Here is a 5,943-nt window from a genome sequence, read left to right on the forward strand (position 1 = left end):
AAAACTCCTGATACCGTTTCATGCGCCACACGCCCCAACTGAAGGCAATCGCTGTCAGAAGGGCAAGCAGCACGAACGATGAGAGTGCGCCGCCGTCCCAGCCGTCCGCCTGCAATAGCGCGTTCGTGTGCGCGAGCGGCAGGAGTGCGACGAGCCGCCGCACGATCTCGGGCAGGTTCGCGATGGGGAAGAAAGAACCGCAGAAGAACGTCATCGGGGTGATGAAGAAATTGATGATGATGGAGAACTGCTCCTGCCCACGAATGGAAAGCCCGACGGCGACGCCGAACGCCGCAAAGCAGAACGCCGTGAGGACAAGCCCGAGAAAGCCCGGCAAAGCGAGCAGCCGAATGCCGAAAAAGAGCCACGCGGCGAGAAATACCGCCGCTCCCGCGAGAATCGCACGCAGCGCACCGGCAAGCGCGATGCCGAATACGATGGACGCATCGCCGACGGGGCTCATGCGCAGTACGGAAAACGTACGGTAATAGAAGCGTGCTGCGCTGACGGAGATCGACGTCTGCTGGAAGCCGTTCATCATGACGGTGATGGCGAGCATTCCTTTCGCGAGATAAGCGATGTATCCTCCCGTGACTTCAACGGCATTGCCAAGTCCCCAGCCGAATGCCAGAAGATAGATCATCGGAAAGAGCAGACCCGAAAAGAGATAGCCCAGACCGCCGATACGATGCACGAGCATCGCCATCTCACGCCGAAAGACCGGCCAGAAAGCGAATGGTATCACGGACAGCCCTCCTCACGCGAAAGGCGCAGGAACGCCTGCTCGAGATCCTTCGCATCGCCCGCTGCCGCGCGTATGCCCGCCGCCGTATCGACGGCGCGCAGCCTGCCCGCGCGTAAGAAGGCGATCTGATCGCAAAGGCTTTCGGCTTCTTCCATATAATGCGTCGTGAGGAGCAGCGTCTTGCCGGCTTCTCGCAGCTCGCGAATCAGCGCCCAGATCTCCTGCCGAAGATCGGGATCCAGTCCCACGCTCGGTTCGTCGAGGAGCAGCACGGCGGGATCGGTCATCGCGGCGCGTGCGATGACGGCGCGGCGCTTCATGCCGCCCGAGATTTCTTCCGGACGCTTATCAAGAAAATCCGTGAGATGATACCGATTCGCCGTCTGTTGAACCGATGCTTTTGCATCTTTGATACCATACAGACGCGCATAGGCGAGCAGACTCTCACCGACGGTCAGCTCGCTCTCCAAGGTGTTTTCCTGCGGCACAAGTCCGATGAGCCGCCGAAAGCGCACGCTGCGCTTCGCCGCATCCTCACCGCATACGCGAATCGTACCCGTATCGGGACGAGCCAACCCCGCGACAAGCCGAATGAGCGTCGTCTTGCCTGCGCCGTTTGGCCCCAATAGCCCCAAGACCGTGCCGGCGGCAACGTCGAGCGTCACATCTTCGAGGATCGTCTTACCCTTGCGGCTGCACGAAACGCCCAGTATCGTGATCGCCGCGCTACTGTCCGCGCTCATACGGCAGCCGCCTTCTCTGCGACACGCTCGGGCAGACAGAGCTTCGTCCTTCTGCCTGCGATCGTCATATCGCGCACGACGCTCTCGACGCCATACAGCTCGCGCACGAGTTCTTCGGTAAAGACCGCATCGGGCGTGCCGTCCGCGAGTACGCTGCCTGCATGGATGGCGATGATATGATGACTGTAGCGCACGGCTTGATTGAGATCGTGCAGCACCATGACGACGGTCAGCCCCAAGGACGCATGGAGCTTTTCCACAAGCTCCATGAGCGCGAGCTGATGCCGAATGTCGAGATATGTCGTCGGCTCGTCGAGGAGCAGCACCTCGGGCTGCTGTGCAAGCGCCATAGCGAGCCGCGCACGCTGACGCTCACCGCCGGAGAGGGCAAGGATCGGACGCTGGGCGAACTTTTCCATCCCCGTGCGCGCCAGAGCCGCGCGACAGGCATCGCCATCCGCCTTGGAAAAGGAATCCCAAAACTTCCGATGCGGCAGCCGCCCCATGCGCACAAGCTCCATGACCGTGATGTCGCCCGGCGGCTCGGCGCTCTGCGGCAGAAACGCGACCTTTTGTGCGACAGCGCGCTCCGTCTTTTTCCACAGATCTTCGCCCAGAAATTCGACGCGGCCCGCGCTCGGCTTGAGAAGCCGCGCAAACGCTTTGAGGAGCGTAGATTTGCCCGAGCCGTTCGGCCCGATGATCGCCGCGATCTCCGCCCGCCGAATGACTGCATCGACCGCGTGGACGATCTCCGCTTTGCCATAGCCGAGGGAAAGACCGCAGGCTTTTAAAATTTCTGTCATGGATTCACCTCCTTCGCAGTCCTTTTTTGAGCAGATAGAGGAAGAACGGCGCTCCCAAGAACGACATGAATACGCCGACCGGTATCTCAATCGGTGCAAAGGCAATGCGCGCTGCGGCGTCTGCGCCTGCGACAAGCACCGCACCCCAGATCGCGGCAGCGGGCAGCAGATAGTCGAAGTCCGAGCCGGTCAAGAGCCTTACCATGTGCGGCACGACCAGCCCGACGAAGCCGAGCATCCCCGCTGCGCTGACCGCCGACGCTGCCAAGAGCGCCGCCAGCAAAAGCAGCACGACACGCGCACGCGCCACATTGACGCCGAGGCTCCTCGCCGTCTCTTCGCCAAGCTGCAGGGCGTTGAGCCAGCGGCTGCCCAGGAGCGTACCGGCGATGCCGACGAGGGTGTAGGGCAAGACCATCTCCACATGATGCCAACTGCGCCCTGCAAAGCCGCCCGCCATCCAATTCACCGTCCCCTGCACGCGGTCGGAGTAAAAGACCATCAGCGCTGTCATCGCACCGCCGAAGAACGCCGCGATAGCGACGCCTGCAAGAACCATGCGCATGGGATCGACGCCGTTCTCCCACGACAGTGCAAAGACGAGCGCGACGGCGATCATCGCGCCGATAAATGCACCGAGCGGCACAAATTTGACCTCTGCCGGGAAAAGAATCATGATGCACATGGCGGTCAGCCCTGCACCCGCCGACACGCCGATGATGCCGGGATCGGCAAGCGGATTCTTCAAGATCCCCTGCAGGATACAGCCCGCAAGTGCGAGATTGATGCCCGTCAGCGCACCCGTAATGATGCGCGGCAGACGAATGTGATAGAGAATACGATAGTCCTCGGGCGCACCGTTGCCCATGAGCGTCGGTATGATCGCCTCCGGCGCGATATGCACCGCCCCCGCCGAAGCGCTGACGATGAGCGCAAGGACGAGTGCGGCAAATCCAAGGATGATCGCAAGCCGCCGCTTGTGCGCACGCGGATGTACCTCTGTTGGAAGAATTTCTTCTGATGCTTCCATTATGTCACTCCATTCATATATATTATTATTCTCATTTATTTCAGAAAAGAAAAGGAAGCCGCAAAACGAACTTCCTATTTAATATTTTCATATTTAATAATTATTATCATTTATCGTTAGTATTCTACTACATGAAAGTTTTCCTTGTCAATGCCTTTTTTTATGAGAAATCTCTTTGTTTTAGGAAAACACTGGATGAGAAAGAAGCCAAAAGGGGCTGTCGCACATAAATCATGTGCCCCAGCCCCTTTTCATACACAAAAAATGCCTCCGCCCCAGCAAAAGCGCATCGAAGGCGTTTATAACGGATATCGTACGCCATTCGAAGCGAGGTATCCGACATAAGGTGATTGGACACTCGTGTTACAAAAACGCTTGACCACAACTCCCAACCTCTTCTGCGGTTTCACCGGAAACTTTGCCGAAGCATATCACGGCGAAAAAACGACCGTGACGGTCTCGCCCGGATCGATGACGCTGTAGGCAGGAGCGCTCTGGTAGCTCGCTCTGCCGGATCCTTCGGCTTCGAGCGTCACGCCGATCGCTGCGAGTTTTTCCGCCGCCTCGCGAATCGTCAGTCCGTCGAGATCGGGCATGACGACCTTGCCGCTCGGCACGACGTCGGGCAGTCGCGGCTTTTTCTTCGGCGGCGCCTGCGCTTCCTTCTGCGCACGCTTTTCATCCATCTCGATGAAAGGATCGCTCGACGGTTCGATGTGCATATAGCGGAACACCTGCGAGAAAATCGCCCCCGCAACGGGAGCTGCGATCTGTCCGCCGTAGAAATTGCCGCCCGTCGGATCGTCCAAGATGACGAGTACGACGAGCTTCGGATCGTCAATGGGCGCGAAGCCGCAGAACGATGCGATGTAGTGTCCATCCATATAGCCTGCGCCATTCGGACGAATCTTCTGCGCCGTGCCCGTCTTACCGCCGATGCGGTAGCCCTTGACCTGCGCTTTTTGTCCGCCGCCCGCCGTGACGACCTGCTCCAAAAGTCCGACGAGCGTTTTCGTCGTCGCCGACTGCAGGACGCGGCGCACCTCATCGCGCTTCGTCTGAAGATAGAGCGAGCCGTCGGCGTTATGAATCTCCTTGACGATGTGCGGCTTCAAGAGAATGCCGTCGTTGGCGATCGCCGCCATCGCCGCCACGAGCTGCAGCGGCGTCACGGCGATGCTCTGTCCGATCGCCATCGTCGCCATATCCGAATCGCGCATGTTCTCCGGCTCGAAGAGGATGCCGCTCTCCTCTGCCGGCAGTTCGACGCCCGTCGGCTCGCCGAAGCCGAAGAGCTTCGCGTACTTCGTAAGCCTCTCGGCGCCGAGATCGAGCCCGACGAGAGCGAATCCCGTATTGAGAGAGTTCTTGACAACATCGGTGAACGTCACCGTGCCGAAGCTCTCACCGTTCCAGTTCTGTATGCGCCTGCCCGAGACCATGACATGCCCGGGATCGACGAAGATCTGATTCGGCGTGACGATATTCTCTTCGAGCGCCGCACCTGCCACGATGGATTTGAACGTCGAGCCAGGCTCATAGATCGAGGAAACGGCGAGATTTTTCCATGTCTCACTCGAATACTTGTCAAACTCGTTCGGGTTGTACGAGGGGCGCATGGCGAGCGCAAGGATATTGCCCGTCTTGGGATCCATGACGATCGCCGTCGCGTGCTGCGGCGCGTTCTCTGCCATCGCACGGTCAAGCTCCTGCTCCACAATGAACTGGATGTTGCTGTCGAGCGTCAGCGTCACCGTCTTGCAGCGGTCGCCTGTGTAAGTATCCTGCCGGAAGAGCGAGCTTAGAATCGGTCGGCTCTTCATATCCGTCAAGATGAAATTTTCCTCTTCCACACCTTTGATCATGCTGTCAAACTGCTGCTCGATACCGTCAAGCCCCTTATCATCCGTACCGACGAAGCCAAGGACGTTCGCGGCGAGTACGTCGTTCGGATAGTAGCGCTTCGCCTCATCGCGAAAACCTAAGCAGTCGCTGTAAGACTTCTCCCGAATGAGAGCCTTCACAGCATCCGACATCTCCGGCTCCATGCGCCGCTTGACCCAGACGAAGCCGCCGCCCTGCGCAATATCTTCGAGGATGTCGCTCTCACTCAAGCCGATGATCGGTGCAAGGTCAGCGGCAAGCGCCGCTGCGTCCCCCACATGGCTCGGATCGACGAAAAGCGACTTCGTCATCATCGAGACGGCAAGCTCTCTGCCGTTTGCATCGAGAATCCTGCCGCGCGGCGACTGCGCCACGCGCTCTTCGCCCGACTGTATGCGCACGCGCTCCGCCATCTCCGCGCCCTTGACGATCTGCACCCAACCATAGCGGCAAAGCGTCAGAAAGAACACGCCGAGCACGAGGAGCACCGTGATCTGCACGTTGTCACGCACACGCCGCCTGCGCTTTTCGACGCGCTCCGCCTTATTTTTCACGTTCAAGCTGAAAACCCCTTGTCGTTTTTTTCTATTATAGCATACGAGATGAACTTTTAAAGACCTTTTCCATATAGCCGTTTGCCATATGCATGATGCCGCAAAAAGGGATGCCCCTGCGCCAAGATCGACGCAGGTGCATCCCTTTTCTATGCAATGACCCAAATCACCAATGATACTT

The 5,943-nt window shown here is 58.7% G+C and carries 5 protein-coding genes; all 5 read right to left on the reverse strand.

Annotation, left to right across the window (positions count from 1 at the left end):
• Positions 1 to 745 (reverse strand): ABC transporter permease (locus ACTTKG_RS08600; RefSeq protein WP_442673804.1); only part of this gene is annotated, 745 nt, incomplete at its 3' end.
• Positions 742 to 1,488, reverse strand: coding sequence for an ABC transporter ATP-binding protein (locus ACTTKG_RS08605; protein ID WP_442673805.1), 747 nt, complete (start codon positions 1,486 to 1,488; stop codon positions 742 to 744). The genes ACTTKG_RS08600 and ACTTKG_RS08605, both read right to left, overlap by 4 nt.
• Positions 1,485 to 2,294 (reverse strand): ABC transporter ATP-binding protein, encoded by an 810-nt coding sequence (locus ACTTKG_RS08610; RefSeq protein WP_442673806.1) that lies wholly within the window; start codon positions 2,292 to 2,294, stop codon positions 1,485 to 1,487. Before ACTTKG_RS08610 ends, ACTTKG_RS08605 begins: the two co-directional genes overlap by 4 nt.
• A 4-nt stretch (positions 2,295 to 2,298) precedes the next feature.
• A complete protein-coding gene (locus ACTTKG_RS08615; RefSeq protein ID WP_442673807.1) occupies positions 2,299 to 3,324 on the reverse strand; it encodes a FecCD family ABC transporter permease in 1,026 nt (341 codons plus the stop codon).
• Positions 3,325 to 3,755: 431 nt separating this feature from the next.
• Positions 3,756 to 5,768 (reverse strand): penicillin-binding protein, encoded by a 2,013-nt coding sequence (locus tag ACTTKG_RS08620; RefSeq protein ID WP_442673808.1) that lies wholly within the window; start codon positions 5,766 to 5,768, stop codon positions 3,756 to 3,758.
• Between the last annotated feature and the right edge of the window lie 175 nt (positions 5,769 to 5,943).

The organism is Selenomonas sp., from assembly GCF_052169755.1.
Taxonomy (GTDB): Bacteria; Bacillota; Negativicutes; order Selenomonadales; family Selenomonadaceae; genus Selenomonas.

Excerpts from the sequence above, each read along its gene's own strand:
- ACTTKG_RS08605 (WP_442673805.1), bottom strand. The coding sequence starts at position 1,488 with ATGAGCGCGGACAGTAGCGCGGCGATCACGATACTGGGCGTTTCGTGC.
- ACTTKG_RS08610 (WP_442673806.1), bottom strand. The coding sequence starts at position 2,294 with ATGACAGAAATTTTAAAAGCCTGCGGTCTTTCCCTCGGCTATGGCAAA.
- ACTTKG_RS08615 (WP_442673807.1), bottom strand. The coding sequence starts at position 3,324 with ATGGAAGCATCAGAAGAAATTCTTCCAACAGAGGTACATCCGCGTGCG.